The organism is Starkeya sp. ORNL1 (genome assembly GCF_012971745.1).
Classification (GTDB): Bacteria; Pseudomonadota; Alphaproteobacteria; order Rhizobiales; family Xanthobacteraceae; genus Ancylobacter.
In genome coordinates this window covers 3,608,269-3,625,276 of the sequence record NZ_CP048834.1, presented here as the reverse complement: position 1 = coordinate 3,625,276, position 17,008 = coordinate 3,608,269, and the positions used below count along the sequence as shown (strand labels likewise).

General features: G+C 67.6%; 13 protein-coding genes and 2 pseudogenes. 5 read left to right on the top strand and 10 right to left on the bottom strand.

What is annotated here, in order from left to right:
- Positions 1 to 98 precede the first annotated feature (98 nt).
- Positions 99 to 529: pseudogene (locus G3545_RS17205) on the bottom strand (Lrp/AsnC family transcriptional regulator); the annotation flags it as partial.
- Positions 530 to 532: 3 nt separating this feature from the next.
- Here G3545_RS17205 and G3545_RS29735 point away from each other — a divergent pair.
- From G3545_RS29735 to G3545_RS17195, 3 genes and pseudogenes are all read left to right on the top strand, one after another.
- Positions 533 to 810, top strand: a pseudogene (locus tag G3545_RS29735) (EamA family transporter); the annotation flags it as partial.
- A 386-nt stretch (positions 811 to 1,196) separates the two neighbouring features.
- The gene (locus G3545_RS17200) at positions 1,197 to 2,960 is read left to right on the top strand and encodes an ethylbenzene dehydrogenase-related protein (protein ID WP_246702451.1); all 1,764 of its coding nucleotides are present in this window, start codon (positions 1,197 to 1,199) and stop codon (positions 2,958 to 2,960) included.
- A gap of 13 nt (positions 2,961 to 2,973) precedes the next feature.
- Positions 2,974 to 4,113 (top strand): 2Fe-2S iron-sulfur cluster binding domain-containing protein, encoded by a 1,140-nt coding sequence (locus G3545_RS17195; RefSeq protein WP_246702450.1) that lies wholly within the window; start codon positions 2,974 to 2,976, stop codon positions 4,111 to 4,113.
- Positions 4,114 to 4,301: 188 nt separating this feature from the next.
- On the opposite strand, the gene G3545_RS17190 is transcribed toward G3545_RS17195, so the two are convergent.
- Both G3545_RS17190 and G3545_RS17185 read right to left on the bottom strand, forming a co-directional pair.
- Complete coding sequence (locus G3545_RS17190; RefSeq protein WP_170014498.1) at positions 4,302 to 6,335, bottom strand: methyl-accepting chemotaxis protein; 2,034 nt, start codon at positions 6,333 to 6,335, stop codon at positions 4,302 to 4,304.
- An 11-nt stretch (positions 6,336 to 6,346) separates the two neighbouring features.
- Positions 6,347 to 7,144 carry a substrate-binding domain-containing protein gene (locus tag G3545_RS17185; protein WP_170014497.1) on the bottom strand — a complete coding sequence of 266 codons (798 nt, stop codon included), beginning with the start codon at positions 7,142 to 7,144 and terminating at the stop codon, positions 6,347 to 6,349.
- A gap of 311 nt (positions 7,145 to 7,455) precedes the next feature.
- On the opposite strand from G3545_RS17185, the gene G3545_RS17180 reads away from it, so the two are divergent.
- Together G3545_RS17180 and G3545_RS17175 are read left to right on the top strand one after the other, a co-directional pair.
- Complete coding sequence (locus G3545_RS17180; protein WP_170014496.1) at positions 7,456 to 9,228, top strand: EAL domain-containing protein; 1,773 nt, start codon at positions 7,456 to 7,458, stop codon at positions 9,226 to 9,228.
- Positions 9,229 to 9,287: 59 nt separating this feature from the next.
- On the top strand, positions 9,288 to 10,028 hold the full coding sequence (locus G3545_RS17175; protein ID WP_170014495.1) for an aspartate/glutamate racemase family protein: 741 nt from the start codon (positions 9,288 to 9,290) through the stop codon (positions 10,026 to 10,028).
- A 1-nt stretch (position 10,029) separates the two neighbouring features.
- On the opposite strand, the gene G3545_RS17170 is transcribed toward G3545_RS17175, so the two are convergent.
- From G3545_RS17170 to G3545_RS17140, 7 genes are all read right to left on the bottom strand, one after another.
- Positions 10,030 to 10,491 carry a MarR family winged helix-turn-helix transcriptional regulator gene (locus G3545_RS17170; RefSeq protein ID WP_170014494.1) on the bottom strand — a complete coding sequence of 154 codons (462 nt, stop codon included), beginning with the start codon at positions 10,489 to 10,491 and terminating at the stop codon, positions 10,030 to 10,032.
- An 87-nt stretch (positions 10,492 to 10,578) separates the two neighbouring features.
- Positions 10,579 to 11,337 carry an ABC transporter ATP-binding protein gene (locus G3545_RS17165; RefSeq protein WP_246702449.1) on the bottom strand — a complete coding sequence of 253 codons (759 nt, stop codon included), beginning with the start codon at positions 11,335 to 11,337 and terminating at the stop codon, positions 10,579 to 10,581.
- The gene (locus G3545_RS17160; RefSeq protein WP_246702907.1) at positions 11,334 to 12,095 is read right to left on the bottom strand and encodes an ABC transporter ATP-binding protein; all 762 of its coding nucleotides are present in this window, start codon (positions 12,093 to 12,095) and stop codon (positions 11,334 to 11,336) included. The genes G3545_RS17165 and G3545_RS17160 overlap by 4 nt, the downstream gene beginning before the upstream one ends.
- Positions 12,086 to 13,948 carry an ABC transporter permease gene (locus tag G3545_RS29730; protein ID WP_170014492.1) on the bottom strand — a complete coding sequence of 621 codons (1,863 nt, stop codon included), beginning with the start codon at positions 13,946 to 13,948 and terminating at the stop codon, positions 12,086 to 12,088. Before G3545_RS29730 ends, G3545_RS17160 begins: the two co-directional genes overlap by 10 nt.
- Before the next feature lie 45 nt (positions 13,949 to 13,993).
- Positions 13,994 to 15,199: an ABC transporter substrate-binding protein gene (locus G3545_RS17150; RefSeq protein WP_170014491.1), complete on the bottom strand. Its 1,206-nt coding sequence runs from the start codon at positions 15,197 to 15,199 to the stop codon at positions 13,994 to 13,996.
- 209 nt (positions 15,200 to 15,408) lie between these two features.
- The gene (locus tag G3545_RS17145) at positions 15,409 to 16,305 is read right to left on the bottom strand and encodes a DMT family transporter (RefSeq protein WP_170014490.1); all 897 of its coding nucleotides are present in this window, start codon (positions 16,303 to 16,305) and stop codon (positions 15,409 to 15,411) included.
- A gap of 3 nt (positions 16,306 to 16,308) precedes the next feature.
- Positions 16,309 to 16,803 carry a GNAT family N-acetyltransferase gene (locus G3545_RS17140; RefSeq protein ID WP_170014489.1) on the bottom strand — a complete coding sequence of 165 codons (495 nt, stop codon included), beginning with the start codon at positions 16,801 to 16,803 and terminating at the stop codon, positions 16,309 to 16,311.
- Positions 16,804 to 17,008 lie beyond the last annotated feature (205 nt).

Sequence of the window (17,008 nt, the reverse complement as noted above, 5' to 3'; positions counted from 1 at the left end):
CTCATGGCCGGGCTTGACCCGGCCACCCGGACTTCGACCGGGTGGATGCGGCGTGGCTGGGTCCCCGGGTCAAGCCCGGGGATGAGGTCAACTGGGAATTACGAATGAGCCTCCCAGCCGGCCCGCTCGTTCGAGTGGGCTTCGTCAGTTGATGGCCGCGCCTTCATCGGCGGCAACCGGCGCTGCACCGGTGAGGGCTGGATGATCGAGATATTGGTCATCGAATAGGGGATGAGCTGGTCGATCAGCTGCTCCGGCGCCTCGACGCTCGCGACATGGGCACGGGCGATGAAGCAATCCTCCCCGGTGACGCGGTCGCATTCGACCACCTCCGGAATGTCCCGCAGGATCTCCGCCACCTTCTGCAACTGGCCGGGGATCGGCCGGATGCGAAGCCACGCCGCGAGCGGCAGGCCGAGCGCCTCGGGTTGATCTTGACGGTATAGCCCTCGATCACTCCCGCTTCCTGCAGCCGCCTGATCCTTTCGGATACGCTCGGCGATGAGAGGCCGACGAGACGGGCCAGATCGAACTGGTGCTCGCCGGCATCGCTGTCGGGGTGTGCTCATCGGTCATCCCCTACATCTCCGACCAGCTCGCCATGTCTCGGTTGCCGCGCGCCACCTTCGCGCTCTTCCTGGCGATCCTGCCGGCAACCGCGACCGTGATAGCGGCGATCGTGCTGGCGCAGATTCCGACGGCGAAGGGTGTGCTGGTGTGGCCCTGGTCATGGCCGTCGTCGCGATTCACTCGCCGCCGAAGGTGCGGCCGGACGCAGACGACTTGTCCGAAGCTCCCCGACAGGCCTGACGGACCTCTTCCCGGGGCAAGCAATCTCACCTCAGGCCGAGCCGCCGCCTTGAGCGGTCGGTCTCGCAGCCCGGCCGGTGGCGCCTGGTTGCGTCCCATGCGCTCTCTAAAGTTGTGCCAGATAACATAGACAATCTGTAGGCGTTCAACTGCGTGCGCGCCCATCTCCGGCCACTCGCCATCCGTACCGCGATGCCGAGACGGAACATCACCGCAGCCCGCACCTGTTCTCCGGCTATTCAGATAAGCCGAGTTGATAGTTCAGTGATTTAAGTAAAATTTAATAATTGTTAAAATTTTCCGAAAATTTTAACAATCGGGCATCGGCCAAATCGAGTGATTCGGTACGCCGCGCCTCCGGGAAAGGCGCGCCAGGGGGGATGGCGATGGCAGACCAGAAAGTGACGTCGACCAAGCAATCGGAAGGCGCGCAGCGGCCGGGGAGCGTCGACGGATCGGCGCAGTTCCAGGCGGCGCGGGGGGCGGCGCCGCGCACCGATACGATGACCATCGTGCTGCACTGGGTCACCGCCATCGGCATGGTGACAAGCCTCGTCACCGGGCTGCGCATCGCCGCCGACAATCCGCGTGCCGTGGTGTCGAAATGGTTCGAGCCGATCCTGCCGCAGGGCGAGATCTGGACCGTGCATTTCGCCGCCGGGCTGGCGCTGTTCTTCTGCGTCACCGCCTATGCGCTCTATATGACGCGCAGCGGCCTCGCCAACCGGGTCTCACCGAAGCGGGTGCAGGTCTTCATGATGACCAACGCGGCGAAGCTGCGCTGGAACGCTTTCAACGTCTCGATGAACTGGATGTTCTACGCTCTGGTCGCGGTGCTCACCGTGACCGGCGTGATGCTATACATCGGCTATGGCGGCTGGATCGTCACCATCCACAACGCCGCCGCTTTCGGCACCATCTTCTATCTGCTGGCCCATCTGGTCGGGCATTTTGGCTATGGCGGGCTGCCGCAATGGCTGCGGGTGTTCCGCCCGTCGCGTCTCGCCCGCACCGCCGCCACCCGCCGCTGGCCGATCCTGGTCGGCACCCTCGCCGGCGTTGCGGTCGCCATCGGCCTGGTGACGCTCGATTTCGGCACCCGCGACCATCTGGTCATCGGCAAGGTCGACCAGCCGCCGAAGCTCGACGGTGTGCTGGATGATCCGGCATGGAAGAATGCCAAGGTCGTCTCGGTACGCACCCAGCAGGGCGAGAATCTCGCCGGCGGCTCGGGCGAATCCACCGTCGAGATCCGCGCGGTCCATGATGACAAGAACGTCTATTTCGCCTTCCGCTGGGAAGATCCGACCCGCTCGCTGCGCCGCTTGCCGCTGATCAAGAAGGACGATGGCTGGCACCTCGTGCAGGACGATGCCGACATCGCCGATGTGAAGCTGTTCTACGAGGACAAGCTCGCCATCCTGTTCTCGACCTCGGACGCCTTCGGCGGCGGCGGCTCGACCCATATGGGTCCGAAGCCATTGGCCGATAAGCCGGCACCGCTGCACAAGCGCGGCTACCACTACACCGAGGGCGACATTGCCGACCTCTGGCAATGGAAGGCGGCCCGCGGCGGCCATCTCGGCATGCTGGATGACCAGTATTTCGGCCCGCCGCGTCCGGCGACGGAAGCCGAGAATGCCGGCACCGCCCGCCACCAGGCCGGCTATTGGAATGATCCCGGCCGTGCCTTCTATGTCTACAATTTCAAGGCCCAGCCGCCCGGCGGCTATCGCGGCACCGTCGACCTGCTGCGCCTGCCGACCGACTGGAAGGCGACCGAGGCCAAGCTTGGCAAGATCGACCTCTCGCCCGAGGCCATCGACCCCGAGGGCGCGCAATGGTGGATGACCGAGGCCGAGACCGCGCCCTATTCCAAGGAACTCGATGCCACGATTCCCGTCGGCGCCGTGCTGCCCGGCGTGCTCATCATGGGCAATTACGAGGGCGACCGCGCGCAGGTGCACGGCACGCCGAAATGGGCGGACGGCCACTGGACGCTGGAGGTCACCCGGGCGCTGACCACCGGCTCGGAATTCGACCAGGACTTCGTGCCGGGCCGCCCGCTCTATATGTGGGTCTCGGTCTTCGACCATAACCAGACCCGCCACACCCGGCATGTCCGCCCGGTGGTCGTCGAGCTCGACTGAGCGAGGCGGCCGCATGAGCGGGGTGAAGTGCCGGCTGACCATCAATGGCCGGTCCGTCGAGGCCGCCCCCGGCACCACGCTGGTCGATGCCGGGCTGGGCGGGCGCATATTGGTGCCGCACGACTGCCTCACCGGCCAGTGCGAGACCTGCCGGGTGCGCGTTCTCTCGGGCAGCGTCGACGATCGCGGCACCCGCATCGCCGACACCGTTCTGGCCTGCCAGGCGACGCTGACCGGGGACGTGGCGATCGCCTATGACGAAGTGCCGCCGGTGCTGCGCGTCGGCGCCACGGTGAGCGCGATGCACGCGCTCGCCCCGGACATCGCCGAGGTGGTGCTGGCGCTGAATGCGCCTCTGGAGATGCTGCCGGGACAGTACCTCAATGTCCGCTTCGCCGGCTTCCCCGGCCGCGACTACAGCCCGGCACCGGATCTCGACGGCGGCTACGATCCCGGCGAGGCGCGCCTGCATGTGCGCCTGCTGCCGGGCGGCATCGTCTCCGGCGCCATCGGCCGCGCCATCCGCCCCGGCCACAAGGCGCAGATACGCGGCCCGCTCGGCGCTGCCTTCCTGCGCCCGGGGGCGGGGCCACTGATCCTGATCGGCGGCGGCACCGGCTTCGCGCCGGTCTGGTCGGTGGCGCGGGCCGCACGGCTCGGCCAGCCGGGTCGCGACCTGTTCCTCGTCACCGGCATGCGCCGGCGCGAGGAGGTCTATATGGAAAGCGCGCTCGACTGGCTGGTCGACCATGGCGCCCTCGAGGCCTTCGCCACCGTGGAGGAGGATCCCGGCAACCGCTTCCGCCCCGGCCGGCCGACGCATTACCTGCCATCGCTCGGGGTCGACGACACCGTCATCGTCGCCGGCGCGGCCGGCCTCGTCGAGGCGGTGCGCCGCAAGGCTGTGGCGGTGGGCGCGCGGGTCCATGCCGATCCGTTCGTCGCCAGCCGCGAGACGCTGTCCATGGTCGGGCGGCTGATGCAGTCGCTGCGCGGCGGGGCGCCGGCCGAGAGCATCCTGTCGCCGCGCCCGCGCGGGGCCGTTGCAGAGACCGGGCCGCTGCCTGGCGGCCGGCGCTACGAGCCTTCGGCCGAGCCCGCCGAACGTCGCCCGGCGGCGACGGGGCGGCGCGCCGGCGAGGGGGGCAGCTGAAACTCATTCCGTCATCCCGGAATGGCCGTCAGGCCGTATCCGGGATCGCGTGACGCTTGAGCTTGGCCCAGCAACCAGAACTGCCTCATTCCCGGGCTTGACCGGGGGACCCAGCCTATCCGCATGCACCCTGCCGAAGTCTGGATCCCCGGGTCAAGCCTGGGGATGAGGGTGGAAAGGGTGGGTTCCTACGTCGTCACCTCGCGCAGGAACGACTTCACGGTGATGTCGAGCCGGCGGGCCTCGTCGGCCATGTCGGTCGCCTGGTCGACCACCTTCTGCGCGGAGCTGCGGGCTTCCTCGATGGTCGCCTTCAGCCGGCGCAGGCTGGCGGCGACATTCACGCTGCCGCCGGCGGCAGCGGTGATGCCGTCCGCTATGTCGCGGGTGGCGCGGTCCTGGCGCTCCACCGCGCTCGCGATCGCCCGCGCCTCCTCTAGCAGCGTGCCGAAGGTCTGGGAAACGCCGTATATGGCGTTCGAGGTCTCGTCCGCGGTGTCGCGTATGCCGACGGCGCAGGAGCCGATGTCGAGCACCACGCCGTCCATGCGCGCCGCGAGTGCGTTGAGGTCGGCGACCATCGGCGCGAAACCGGCGCCCTGCGTGCCGGCGCGGCTCGCCTGCATGGTGGCGTTGAGTGCGATCACGTTGATGCGCCGCGCGGCATCCTCGAACGAGCCGGAGAGCTCCGCGACGCCCTCGGTCAGGCCGGCGAGTCGGCGCAGCGAGGAGCCGGCGGCCTCGGTGACATTGGCATCGGCGGCGAGCGCGGCGCTGCGCAGATGGGACACGGTCTCGGCGAGCGAGGCGTTCAACCGCTCGGTCGCCTGCTGCACGGTGGCGACGCCTTGCAGCGTGCTCTCGGAGACGAAGGTCGCCTCCGCCGCCTCGCCCTCGGCGACCGCCGAGACCCGGGCCAGTTCGTGCGCGGTCTCGTCCATGCTCTCGGCGCAATCGCCGACGGTGAGCAGCACCGAGCGCATCACCCGGTCGAAGCGGGTGATCGCGGATTCCAGTTCCTCGCGGCGCTGGCGCACCACATTGGCGTCGGCGACGTCGGCACGCAGTTGGTCGCGCTCTTCCATCGAGTGCTGCAGCGACACCACCGCGCGGGCGATGTCGCCGATCTCGTCGGATCGGTCCTGCCCGTCGACATGGGCCTTCCAGTCGCCGCGCGAGACCGCCCGCACCGCCTCGGTAATGATCTCCAGCGGCCGGGTGATGCGGCGCGAGGCGATCAGCATGATCAGCGCGAACAGGGCAAGCGAACTCACCGCCGCCAGCAGCAGCCATGAAGTCAGCGACTTGCCCTCGCGCTGGCCGACCCGCACCAGCTCGTCGCGCAAGGCGTGCAGTTCGCCGAGCGGCGTCAGCGCGCAGATGCGGTAATCCTCGTACATCGCGACGCAGCGCGCCCAGTAGCGCCCATCGCCGGTGCGCAGCAGGTCGGTCCCCGCGACCGTCTCGATGGTGGCATCGGGGTCGTTGATGCCGGCGACGGAGATGGTCTTCCCCTGATACTGGACGATGAGGCCGGCACCTTCGAGCCGGGAGAATTCGGCGAGTGTCTCCTCGCGCGGCCGCAGCACCCGATGGGTGACGATCGCCGCCGAGACGTCGCCGAAATCGTCGAACAGCGGATCGACGGTGACGAACACCATGGCGGCGCGCTGCTTCGAGCCGAATGCGGTCGCAGTGCGCTGGTCGAAGGCCAGCACGCGGCGCAGATTGCGCGGCGCCTTGCGATCATTGTTCTGCAGCAGCGGCAGGATGTCGTCCGCGATCGGCAGCAGGTTCAGCGCCTCGTTCGCCGCCAGCAGGTCGACGTCGCCGCTATGGGCGCCGACGACGCGCAGCTTGGGATCGATCACCAGCACGCCGTCAAGGTCCAGCGCGCCGATGCTGCGGCCGAGCGACTCGCTCATGGCGACGATGTTGTTGCTGGAGACCGCCTCGGCGATATCAGCCCGCTGGGCAAGGCTTTCCACCAGCCGGCCCATGGTGTTGAACATCATCTGCACGCGGGCGCGGGCGAGGCGGGCCTCGCCGTCCAGCTTCTGCGTGATCCGCGTCTCCGACAGGCGCGTGAGTTCCTCCGCCTGCCGTTCCAGCCCGAGATCGAGCCGCCACACGGCCAGGGCGACGAAGCCGGCAAAGGCGATCGTCGCCGTCGCCACGACGGCGAGGATCAGGCGGGCGCTGAGGGAAGCAAGACGAAGCACGGGGATAACGCTCACTCTGCGGCCGGGACGCCGCCCATCGAGCTTAGCAAGGTGCGGGCCTTGGCGCTCTTGGCGAAGCTCACGAAACTCTGTGCCGCCGGTGTGACGGTCGATTTCTTGTAGGCGAGCGCGAGCACCACGGCGGAGGGATAGCCGGCATCGGTCGGTGCCCGGCCGTCGATGCGCAGCACGGAGAGGCCGTCGCCGAGCGCGCTGGTGAACGGACCGAAGCCGATGGCGCCATCCACCGTGCGCACCGTGTCGACGCTTTCCTGCGTCGTGGTGGCGGTCTTGGACTTCTCGGTGAGGACAAGGTCCTTCCAGCCCGGCATGCTCTGGCGCAGCACCTGCAGGGTGCTGTCATGGTCCTCGCGGCGGACCACTTTCACGCGCAGGTCGGCGCCGCCGAGGTCCTTCCAATTGGTGATATCACCGCGATAGATCCGCAGCAGCTGTTCGCTGGTGACGCCGGTGACGCCGGCCGAGGGGTTGACGTAGAACGCCGACGGCAGCAGTACGACGGGCTCGGCGATGATGCCGAGTGACTTCTCGGTATCGTTCAGCGGACGGGCGATGCGCGCCAGCACCTCTTTGTCGCTGCCGATCGCCGCCAGCCCGCCGCCGGAGCCGATGCTCGGCGGCACCAGGATGACGGTCTCAGGGTGGTCCGCGGTGAAGGCCGCGCCGATTGCGCGCAGCAGCTCGATGCCGTCGCCCGTGCCCACAATCGGAAGTTCATCCGCCCACGCCCCGCGGAGCCCCGGCACCGTGGCCAGCACAACCGCGAGTACGCATGTCCAACGCTTCATGACATCAGCCTCCTTTGTTCTTTGAGGCGACGATCTAGGTCGCAACTACGTAACGGAGCATGAAGACCAGGGTGCCGATGCTTCGTTCCGCGTGGGATGGTTTGAGATTTATTAACCCGCATGCCACAAAATAACGAAATGACGAGAGAGTCCGGTTACTTTCGGCACGGCATCCCGGCGGCCGATCTCGATGAATCTGGATCTGCGCGATCCAAATTCGTGATCGATTCCACCGGGCTGGAGCATCATGCGCCGGCCCGGTGCCGCGCCTATGTCGCGTCTCATCTCAAGGGGTTTGCGGAGCGCCGTCCGTGACCGGCCTTGCCGTGGCGTTCGCCATGCTCGGCGTCGCCGTGCTCGCCGTGGCATATCTGCATGCCCGCGCCCGCGCCGCCACCGCGATGGCGGAAGCCCGGCATGCCCGCCTCGCCATCGAGGCGCTTCCCAACGGCATCATCCTATGCCGTGGGTTGCAGATCGTCGAATTCAACAGCGCCTTCCGGACCATTGCCGGTATCGACCGCGAGGCCGGCGGCGATCTCCTCGTCACCAGGCTGCTCGCCGACCGCGGCGCCATCGACCGGCTGTTGAGCGGCGATGAGGTAAAGCTGGAGACCGAATTGGTGCGCCCCGACGGCGCCCTGCACCGCGTCGCGATCGCCGCGCGGCCCTTCGATGTCGGCGGTGGCTCCGGCCATCTGCTGGTGGTCGACGACATTCACGACCGCGAGGACGCCGACCACCGTATCAGTTTCCTCGCCCATCATGATGCGCTGACGCGCCTGCCGAACCGTGAGGTGCTGCGCGCGCGGCTCGATGCCGCCATCGCCCGCTGCGATGAAACCGGCTCGCTGTGCGCGGTGCTGTGGATCGATCTCGACCACTTCAAGGAAGTGAACGACCTCAAGGGCCACACGGTCGGCGACCGCCTGCTGTGCTATGTCGCCGACAAGCTGCGCTTCGAGGTCCCTTCGGACGGCCTGGTGGCGCGGGTCGGCGGCGATGAGTTCGTCGTGCTGTGCGAGAACATCGCGGATGCCAGCGAGGTGAAGCTGATCGCCCAGCAATTGCGGCGCCGGCTCAACCGGCCATTCCTGTTCGAGGAGCAATTGGTGCCGGTCGGCGCCTCGATCGGCGTCGCGGTCTATCCGCGGGACGCCGCCAGCGCCGAGGAATTGCTGCACAATGCCGACCTTGCGCTTTATCGCGCCAAGGCGGAAGGACGCGGGCGCAGCCGCCATTTCTCCTCCGCGCTCGGCGAGGAGATCGCCCGGCGTTCCAACCTAGCCCAGCAGATCGACGGCGCCATCACTGACGGCCAGATCGAAACCTGGTTCCAGCCGGTGGTCGACGCCCGCACCGGCACAATCAGCGCCTTCGAGGCGCTGGCACGCTGGCCGCATCCCGACTACGGCATGGTGGGGCCGCTCGAATTCATCCGTATCGCCGAGGAGACCGGTGCCATTCCGGCGCTGACCGACCTGGTGATCCGCAATTCCATCAAGGCGGCCGCCAATTGGCCCCAGCACGTGCGGGTCGCCGTCAATGTCTCGCCGAGCCAGATCAACAGCGAACTGGTCGACCAGGTGCGCACCCTCATCCAGGCCAGCGGCTTCGATCCGCGCCGGCTGGAGCTGGAAGTCACCGAGGATGTGCTGATCAAGGATTTCGACCAGGCCTCCAGCATGTTCGCGCGACTGCGCGCGCTCGGCGTGACGGTGGCGATGGACGATTTCGGCGCCGGCTACACCTCGATCTCCAATCTGCGGCAGCTCAATTTCGACCGCATCAAGATCGATCGCATCTTCACCTCGGACCTGCCCAACCACCGGCGCTCGGTCGCCATCGTGCGCGGCATTGTCGGCCTCGCCCGGCACCTCGACCTCCGGGTGACGGTGGAAGGGGTCGAGACCGCCGAGCAGGTCGCCTTCCTGCGCGGCCTCGGTTGCGACGAACTGCAGGGCTTCCTGTTCTCGCGCCCGCTCCCGGCCGCCGAATTCGCCGATGTCGCGGATTGGCGCCACTCGAGCTTTGCCGCGCCGCTGCCGCGCCAGATGATCAATGCGGTCGACGCCGCCGAATAGCGCGCGCAATAGCGGCCTGTGATAGGAGAGCATAGCCCTCTCGTCCCCGGAAGCCGCCCTTGCGCATCCATCTGGTCAATCCCAACACCACCGTCTCGATGACCGACAAGATCGCCGCCGCCGCCCGCGCGGTGGCGCGGCCCGGCAGCGAGATCCTGGCCCGCACCTCGGCGATGGGGCCGGCCTCGATCGAGGGCTATTATGATGACGCCCTGGCGCTGCCCGGCCTGCTCGCAGCTATTGCCGAGGCCGAAAGCGACGGTGTCGACGGCCACGTCATCGCCTGCTTCGACGATACCGGCCTGGAGGCCGCGCGGACGCTGGCGCGCGGGCCGGTGGTCGGCATCGGCGAGGCCGGCTTCCATTTCGCCAGCCTGATCGCCCATCGCTTCGCCGTGGTGACGACGCTCTCGCGCTCGATCCCGGTGATCGAAGCCAACCTGGTGCGCTATGGCCTCGACCGGCGCTGCTGCGCGGTGCGGGCCTCCGAGGTGGCGGTGCTGGAGCTGGAGGACGCTGCCTCCGGCGCGCGCGGACGCATCTCGGCGGAGATTGCGCGCTCGGTGGCGAAGGACGGTGCGGAGGCGGTGGTGCTCGGCTGCGCCGGCATGGCCGACCTTGCCCGCGCACTCACCGAGGAACACGGCGTGCCCGTGATCGACGGCGTGGCGAGCGCGGTGACGCTGGTCGAGGCGCTCGTCAGCACCGGCCTCGTCACTTCCAAGCACGGCGCCTATGCGGCGCCGCGGCCCAAGGCCTACACCGGCCTGCTCAAGGATTTCGCGCCACGCGAAAGTTAGCTCAGCCGAGCTTCTTCAGCAGCTCGATGATCTGCCGGCGCTCTTCGGCACTGAGCGGCGCCAGCGTTGCCTCGGAGATGTCGGCCGCGACTTCGACCGCGGCATTCGCCACCGCACGGCCCTGTTCGGTGAGCGCGACCGCTCGCCGACGGCGGTCATAGGGATCGTCGGTGGCGACCACGAAGCCGCGTGCGCCGAGCCGGTCGACAATGCCCTTGATGGTGGCGGCATCGAGGAAGACCAGCCGGCCGAGCTTGTTCTGCGAGCAGGGGCCGACCTCGCGCAGCTTGGCCAGCGTCGCGAATTGCGGCGGCGTGAGCCCCTCGATCATGCGCGTGGCGAAGATCGCGGTGTGGCGCTGGCTGGCGACGCGCATCAGGAACCCGATCTGCTCGTCGAGCATATAGGGCGGCCGTCCGGACGCCTTAGTCTCGAAGAGTTCAGTCGGGCCGTCGGTCGCCATGAATACACCCCCAGGTCGTCTAATGGACTATACCATTATACATGAAGCGTAAGGCAACAGTTTTCGCCACCCCTTTACGATAGCCTACTAGACTGACAGGTAATCATGCATTGCATCAGGCGAATTGCGCAGTGCACTCATCGTCCCGCTCCAGCGCAACTCGCCATGTTCTATCACATAAGCACGATCGCAAATCATTTCGCAGAATTGGAAATTCTGTTCGCATAAAAGAATTGACAAGCCTTTCTTCTTCAACGCGGCGATTGCCAGCGCAAGCTGCTCGACGACGACCGGGGCAACGCCTTCCGACGGCTCGTCCAGCAACACCAATAGCGGGTTGCCCATCAGCGTGCGCGCCACTGTGAGCATCTGCTGCTCACCGCCCGACATATGATCACCCCGGCGGTCCAGCATGCCTGCCAGATTGGGAAACAGTTCGAGCAGCCGCTCCTGCGTCCAGGCCGGCGCCGGGCGCCCGTCGGGGAGCAGGCGCGGTATCTGGCGGCCGATATCGAGATTCTCCCGTACCGTGAGATCCGTGAAGATGCGCCGATCCTCCGGCACGTAGCCGAGGCCGAGACGCGCGATGGTGTGGGTCTGCGCCCGCGCGATGTTCGTGCCGGCAAAGCCGAGGCGCCGCGCACGGCGGGCGACGAGGCCCATGATCGCCTTGAGCGCGGTCGACTTGCCGGCGCCGTTGCGGCCCAGCAGCGCCACCGCCTCGCCCTCGCCGACGCTCACCGACAGCCCGAACAGCACCTGCGCCGCGCCATACCAGGCATCGAGCGCCTCGATCTCCAGCAGCGGCGTGGTGTTCGGCATCGCCGGCTTGAACGGGGCGGTCATGGCACGCCCTCGGTCATGGTGCCGAGATAGGCGGCGCGCACCGCCGGATCGGCTCGGACCTCCTCGACCGTGCCGTTGGCGATGATCCGCCCGCGCGCCAGCACCACGACCCGATCGGCATGGGCGAAGACCACGTCCATCGAATGCTCGGTGAACAGCACGGCGAGCTTGCGCTCGACCGTCAGCTGCTTCACCAGCGCGATCATGGCGCCGCGCTCGCTTGCCCCCATGCCGGCGGTCGGCTCGTCCATCAGCAGCAGGGAAGGCTCGCCGGCGAGGGCGATGGCGAGTTCCAGCCGCTTCACGTCGCCATAGGCCAGCGCCGCGGCGGGCCGCTCGGCCGCCGCCTCCATGCCGACCTGGGCGAGGCAGGCGAGCGCCCGCTCGCGATGCAGGCCGCTGGCCAGCCGGTGCACCGCGAAGACCTGCCGCGCCGCGGCGATCATCGCCATCTGCACGTTCTCCAGCACCGTCATCGAGCCGAACACCGCGGCGATCTGGAAGGTGCGCCCGACGCCGCGCCGGGCGATGCGGCGCGGCGATCGGCCGGTAATGTCGCGCTTGTTGAGCAGCACGGTGCCGGAATCCGGACGCAGCTGGCCGTTTATGATGTTGAAGCAGGTGGATTTGCCGGCGCCGTTCGGCCCGATCAGCGCCAGGAACTCGCCGGCCGCGACCTCGAAGCTGACATCGTCGAGCGCCTGCACGCCGCCATAGGATTTCGTCAGGGAACGGATGGAGAGGACGCTCACGGCAATCCCCGTCGGCGCAGGCCGCCCATCAGGCCGCCGGGAAACAGCAGCACCATCACCAGGATGAGCCCGCCGAGCAGTGCCCGCCAATAATCGGTCTCGCGCATCACCGTATCCTGCAGCAGGGTGAAGGCGGTGGCGCCGAGGATCGGCCCGGAGGGGCTGTACACCCCGCCGAGCAGCACCATGACGAGGCCATCGATCGAGCGCCCGACCGAGATCGCCTCCGGCGAGATAGAGCCCTTGGCGAAGGCGAACAGGGCACCGGCAATGCCGCAGACCGCCCCGGCAAAGCCGAACGCGAACCATTGCACGCGGCCGGTGGCGATGCCGATCGCCTCAGCGCGCAGGGCCGAGTCCCGTGCCGCGCGCAAGGCGAGGCCGAACGGCGAGAACAGCATCCGTCGCAGCAGCACGAGCCCGGCGACTACCAGCGCCAACGTGAAGAGATAGAAGCCGGGCCGGCTGTCCAGCGGCCAGCCGGGCCAGATGCCGAACAGGCCGTTCGAGCCGCCGGTGACCTCTTCCCATTGATAGACCGTCGCCCACACGATCTGCGCGAAGGCCAGCGTCAGCATGGCAAGATAGACCCCGGACAGCCGGACGCAGAACCAGCCGAACAGCAGCGCCCCGGCACCGGCCACGCCGACGCCGAGCGCCATGGCCGGCAAGGTCGCGGCACTGAGCGTGCTCGCCGCATAGGCCGCGCCATAGGCCCCGAGGCCGAAATAGGCAGCGTGGCCGAACGAGTGCATGCCGCCGGGACCCATGACGAAATGCAGCGAGGCGGCGAACAGCACCGCGATCAGCACGTCGGTCGCCAGCACGGGGAGATAGCTCCAGAAGAGGCCGGTGAGCGGCAGCACGATGAGCACGCCGACCAGTATCGCCATGGCGTTGCGGGCGAGCGTCGACATCGGCCGCAGCGGCGGCTCGATGCCGGCGAAGCGCGGGCGAACGCTCGATTGCGGCCGGCCGAACAGGCCGTGCGGGCGAACGATCAGCACCACCGCCATCACCAGGAACTCGGCGACCAGAGTCAGCTTCGACATGTTGAAGCTGAAGCCGGCGATCTCGACCGTGCCGAGCGCGATGCACAGCGCCTTCACCTCGGCCACCAGCAGCGCGGCGACATAGGCGCCGGGGATCGAGCCCATGCCGCCGACCACGACGACGACGAAGGCATCGCCCAGCACCGCCAGATCAAGGCCGAGGCTCGCCGGCTCGCGGGCGAGCTGGAGCGCGCCGCCAAGGCCGGCGAGACCGGCGCCGAGCGCGAACACCGCGGTGAACAAGAGCGCTTCGTTCACCCCGAGCGCGGCGACCATCTCGCGGTCCTGCGTCGCTGCCCGCACCAGCCGGCCGAAGCGGGAGCGCTTCATCAGCACATGCAGCGCGATGAGGATGACGGGGCCGATCGCGGCGAGGAAGATGTCGTAGCTCGGCATGTTGCGGCCGAGCAATTCGACCGATCCCTTCAGGCCGGGCGCGCGGGGCCCCAGAATGTCCTCCGGACCGAACAGCCAGAGCACGGTGTCGTTCAGCACCAGCAGCAGCCCGAAGGTGGCGAGCAACTGGTAGAGCTCCGGCGCCCGATAGACCCGCCGCAGCAGCAGGAATTCCACCGCGGTGCCGAGCAGCGCGACCAGCAAGGCGGCGATGATGATGCCAGGCCAATAGCCGAGGCCCCCGGCCACCCAGCCGGCGAGATAAAGCCCGATCATGTAGAAGGAGCCGTGCGCGAGATTCACGATCCGCGTCACGCCGAAGATGATGGACAGCCCCGCCGCCACCAGGAACAGGCCGGACGCCGAGGCGAAGCCGTTCACCGCCTGAAAGACCAGCGCCTCGACCGACATCGCCGCCCCCGCTCGCCTGCCCCGCTAGCCGCCCCCGCAGCCGAATCAATCCGCCGGTCGCAGCTTTGATACCTCGGCGTCGGAAGGTAGCACGCTCGCCCCGTCGACATATTTGGCATCGATCATGATGCCGGCGCCGTCCTTCAGGCCGAGCTTGCCGACAAAGGCACCCATGGTCGCCTGGTGGTCGCTGGCGCGGTACTCGAACGGTCCGAATGGCCCGGTAAGTTTCAGCCCCTTGAAGGCCTCGACCAGTTTCTCGGTGTCGGTGCTGCCGGCCTTGGCGATGCCGGCGGCGGCGGACTTGATGGTGGTGTAGCCGACCACGGAGCCGAGCCGCGGATAGTCGTCATATTTCTTCCGGTAGGCGTCGAGGAAGGCCTGGTGCTCGGGTGTCGCGATCGACTGCCAGGGATAGCCGGTGACCACCCAGCCTTGCGGCGTCTCGTCCTTCAGCGGGTCGAGATATTCCGGCTCGCCGGACAGCAGACTGACGACAAAGACGCCGTCGAGCGCGCCGCGGGTCGTCGCCTCGCGCACGAACTTGGCGAGGTCCGGCCCGAACTCGACATTGAAGATGGCGTCCGGCTTGGCGTCGGCGATGGCCTGCACCACCGGGCCGGCATCGAGCTTGCCGAGCGGGGTCGCCTGCTCGGCAACGAACTCGACATCGGGCTGCGCCGCCTTCAGCTTGGCCTTGAAGGTCTCGGCGGCCGACTGGCCATATTCATAGTTCGGATAGACGATCGCCCAGCGCTTCTTGTTGGCGGCGATGGCCTCGGGCAGCAGCATCGCCACCTGCATATAGGTCGAGGCGCGCAGCCGGAAGGTGTAGCGATTGCCGTCCTCCCAGGTGATCTTGTCGGTCAGCGGCTCGGCGGCGAGGAAGAACACCTTGCGATTGGCGGCATAGCCGGAGACCGCGAGACCGATATGGGAGAGGAAGGTGCCGGCGATCAGGTCGACCTTCTCGCGCGTCACCAGATCCTCGGCGACGCGGATGGCATCGCCCGGATTGCCGCCGTCATCGCGCGAGATCAGCTCCAGCGGCCGCCCATTGACGCCGCCCGCAGCATTGATCTCCTCGACCGCCAGTTCCATGCCTTTTCGGTATGGGTCCAGGAAGGCCGGCTGCGCCTTGTAGCTGTTCAGCTCGCCGATGCGGATCGGCTCGACGGCGCCGGCCGGCAGCGCGAACAAGGTGAACGCCAGTGCCGCGGCAAGACGGCGCCTGGAGGGAAGGGACAGCATCGCGGCACCTCGTCTTCGAGCCGGATAGAGGGGATCGCAAAGGAAACTATCGCCTCGGCGAGGGGCGTCCACCGATTTCGTGCGAAAAGGCGCAGCCTAGAGCCCTATCCGCTGGGATGGAATCATCCGAGCGAAAGATAGTGCTCTAGAGTCAACAGCTTGGAGCATGTTCTGATCGCAAAAGTCTTCCAACTTTTGCGGAACATGCTCTAAGGACCGATCTCCACCTCGGGCTCGTGCACTGCTTTTGCCTTGGTGCCGCCTGAGACCAGCATGGCGCCGCCGACGATAAGCGTGGCGCCGAGCAGGGTGCCCAGCGTCGGAATCTCCGCAAAGACCAGAAAGCCGATCGCCACTGCCCAGACGAAGGCGGTGTATTCGAACACGCCGAGCCGGCTGGCATCGGCCCGGCCATAGGCCCAGGCCATGCACAGGTGGCCGCATGAGCCGAGGATGCCGATGAACAGGAAGACGAGGAGCTCGACGCCGCTCGGCATGGTGAACTGCGTCGCCGCCACCGGAGCCAGCAGCAGGCCCGCAAGGGCGTTCTGCAGCAGCACGATGGTGGTGATGGGATCGCGCGACGCGCGGCTCTTCAGCGCCACCATGGAGAGCGCGTAGGAGACCGAGGAGACCAGTGCCGCGGCGATGCCAGGCACCGAGGCGCCGCCCGCGGTGTCGAGCCGGTCCCACAGCACCACCAGCACGCCGGCGAAGCCGAGCCCGAGCGCGAAGACGATCTGGCCTCCCGGCCGCTCGTGCAGCAGCAGCGCCGCGAACAGCGCGATGAAGATCGGCGAGGTGAAGGAGAGCGTGAGCGCCACCGCCAGCGGCAGCGTCATGATCGAATAGAAGAAGGTGACGCTCGTCACCGCGACTACGACGGAACGCCAGGCGTGCGGCTTGAAGGTCGCAAGGTTCGGCCAGGGCGTGCGCGCGGCGCGGAAGATGGCGAAGGCTATAGTGGCGCCGAACGCATAGCGCAGTGCCGCCACCTGGAAGGTGGAATGATTGGCGCCGACGAACTTCACCAGTCCGTCCATCACCGAAAGCAGCCCGATCCCCGCCACGGCACTGGCGGCGGGCCCAAAACGCGAGGGGAGCATGGCTTAGCGCGCTCCCGGCAGGCTGAGGCGGTATGGGTATTCGAAACTGTTGGAGATGTCGTTGAGCGGCCGCGAGCCGGGCAGGCGCTGGAAGCCGTGACGCTCATAGAAGCGATGGGCGTCGAGGAAGCGGGTGTCGGTGAACAGCCGCACGGCGCTTGCGCTACGCTCCCGGGCGAAGCCGAGCACATGGTCCAGCAGCGCACGGGCAAGGCCCCGCCCGCGCATCTCGCGGGCGACATAGAGCTTGAACAGTTCGACCGTGCCGGCGTCTTCGGTGGGGGCGCAGGCGATGGAGCCGACGATGCCCCCATCATGCTCGGCGACCCATATGGCGCCGCCTTTGTCCTGGAAATGCGTGGCGATGGCGTCGAGTTCAGGGAATTCGGCGGCGCGGTCGAACAGGCAGCCCTCATATTCGGCAAAGCAGCCTGAAATGAGCACGGCAAGCCCGTCACCGTCGGCATCGGTGGCTGGGCGTATCGTCAGGTCGGTCACGAGAAACTCCGTCCGCGGTGGCGGCGGCACGCAGGGATTGAGGCGGGATTGGTCGATGTCGCGGCGGGGCGGACTATGTTCGCACCGGAACCGGGCGTAAAGCTTCTACATCATGTCGCGCGCGCTTTAAATCTTGCCGGTTTTGCGCGCCGCTGGCGTGTGTTCCCCTTGGGTTGCGTGTCTTCCATGCCGCGCATGGGCGCCA

Bases quoted from the DNA above. Each gene is read 5' to 3' on its own strand.
- G3545_RS17200 (WP_246702451.1), top strand. From the start codon at position 1,197: ATGGCAGACCAGAAAGTGACGTCGACCAAGCAATCGGAAGGCGCGCAG.
- G3545_RS17195 (WP_246702450.1), top strand. From the start codon at position 2,974: ATGAGCGGGGTGAAGTGCCGGCTGACCATCAATGGCCGGTCCGTCGAG.
- G3545_RS17185 (WP_170014497.1), bottom strand. From the start codon at position 7,144: ATGAAGCGTTGGACATGCGTACTCGCGGTTGTGCTGGCCACGGTGCCG.
- G3545_RS17170 (WP_170014494.1), bottom strand. From the start codon at position 10,491: ATGGCGACCGACGGCCCGACTGAACTCTTCGAGACTAAGGCGTCCGGA.
- G3545_RS17165 (WP_246702449.1), bottom strand. From the start codon at position 11,337: ATGACCGCCCCGTTCAAGCCGGCGATGCCGAACACCACGCCGCTGCTG.
- G3545_RS29730 (WP_170014492.1), bottom strand. From the start codon at position 13,948: ATGTCGGTCGAGGCGCTGGTCTTTCAGGCGGTGAACGGCTTCGCCTCG.
- G3545_RS17150 (WP_170014491.1), bottom strand. From the start codon at position 15,199: ATGCTGTCCCTTCCCTCCAGGCGCCGTCTTGCCGCGGCACTGGCGTTC.
- G3545_RS17145 (WP_170014490.1), bottom strand. From the start codon at position 16,305: ATGCTCCCCTCGCGTTTTGGGCCCGCCGCCAGTGCCGTGGCGGGGATC.